This is a genomic window from Tepidibacter mesophilus, assembly GCF_002724055.1.
Taxonomy (GTDB): domain Bacteria; phylum Bacillota; class Clostridia; order Peptostreptococcales; family Peptostreptococcaceae; genus Tepidibacter_A; species Tepidibacter_A mesophilus.
In genome coordinates this window covers 1-1,826 of record NZ_BDQY01000053.1, presented here as the reverse complement: position 1 = coordinate 1,826, position 1,826 = coordinate 1, and the positions used below count along the sequence as shown (strand labels likewise).

Below are 1,826 nucleotides of genomic sequence, written 5' to 3'. Positions count from 1 at the left end.
CCTTGTATAATGTAGTTATAACATTTGATAGAAAACTTTCTAATTATCTAACGAACATTAATAACTTTTCTAAAATTTCAATAATGCATAAAATCCTATCAGATTTCAAAACATTTCATACTATCGTTTTCTATTAAATTTATTCCCAACGGAAATTAAGCTTCGACAAATATAGTATACTCTTTACTAGATAGAGGATAGATGTATCCCTCCTGGGAGGATCTTAGAGATCTTATACCCGCAAAATAGCGTATCATTCCATCGGTAAAAGTTCTATGTTTAGCTGGTTGGATTTCCCCGAAGGGAATTATCCGTGTCACAAACAAGGTTGTAGAATTACTGATAGAAATGGAATCTCTATTCTATCTCACTATATTAAAAATAAGGAGATACTTACAAATGTCAAAATATATTAATAATCCAGTTTTCGGAATAGATGTAGCATCTGAGTTTTCTATAGTTGCTATACTTGCACCTAACGGTGAAATTTACAGGAAATCATTTAGAATAAATCATACTTTGGAAGGTTTTAAGCATTTGGCTTCAGAAATAGAAAAAGTGGAAAAGAAATTTAACATGAAAGCTGTAACTTTCATGGAGTCCACTGGCGTGTACCATTTATCTCTTTTCCACTTTCTAAGTGATAATAAGTTTGATGTGTTCACTATCAATCCACTTATCACTAATTCTAACAAGAATTTTGATATAAGAAAAGTAAAAAATGATAAAAAAGACGCCTTAACTATTGCTAAAATATGCAAGTTCCAAGATATTAAATTATCTAGTAGATTTGATACTGATCTGTACGCATTGAAATCACTTTGTAGAGAGTATTACAAACTTACAGATACAAAATCAACTTACAAGAAAAAATTATCTAATGATTTACGACTAATATTTCCTGGATATACTGATATTTTTTCAAATATTACCTCAAAAACATCAATTCAGATATTAAAGACATATCCTATGCCAAAGGATATTTTATCTGCAAATAAAGATGATTTAATTAATATACTATTAAACTCTAAAAAAGGTATTATGTATGCTGAAGATAAATATTCTAAACTAATTAGTACATCTAAAAGTGCTCAAATCATTGGTATACCTTCATCTAACCTTTTTATAAAGTTAATATCTGATATAAATATTATTGAAAGTTTTGAAACTCAAATAAAACTAATACTATCTGAAATTCAAAATTTACTTTCTAGCGGTAAAATACCTGAAAATATTGTTGTAAATATTGAACTACTTCAATCTATCCCAGGTATTGGAGAACTGACTGCAATCACTATAATAAGTGAAATTGGTGATATTAGAAATTTCACTAAACCAAAACATCTTGTTGCTTTCTTTGGGCTTGATCCTTCTGTAAATGAATCAGGCAAATTTAAGGGAAACAATAATCATATATCTAAACGTGGTACACGTATTGGCCGTAGAGCTTTATATGCAGTAGCTCTCGCTTCTATTAGATGTAAGCGTAATGGTAATGCAACAAATTCTGTTTTACTCGATTATTATAAAAACAATATGAATGGAAAGAGCAAAAAAGTAGGTTTAGTTGCCATTATGCATAAGCTAATGAAGTATATATTTTCAGTGCTACGCAGTCAAAAGCTATATGAAATTCGTAACCCTAAATTACACTGCAAGATGTACGTTGAAAACACAACTTTAGTAAATGTAGCCTAACGGCTAATTATGAACTATATTAAAATCAAACTATCAATTATTCGTGTAGACTAGATAGTCTATTTCTTGTGCCTAAAAACATAACTTAAAAATAATTGTAAAAACTATTGACTATAACTAGCTGGTCT

Annotated in this window: 1 protein-coding gene; it reads left to right on the top strand. The window is 29.1% G+C overall.

The window, feature by feature from the left end; translation table 11 throughout:
* Window positions 1–399: 399 nt before the first annotated feature.
* Window positions 400–1,698, top strand: coding sequence for an IS110 family RNA-guided transposase (locus Tmeso_RS15720; protein ID WP_099192869.1), 1,299 nt, complete (start codon window positions 400–402; stop codon window positions 1,696–1,698).
* Window positions 1,699–1,826: the final 128 nt, after the last annotated feature.

What these genes read in the sequence shown, in the direction of transcription:
- Tmeso_RS15720 (WP_099192869.1), top strand. Translation starts at nt 400, where the DNA reads ATGTCAAAATATATTAATAATCCAGTTTTCGGAATAGATGTAGCATCT.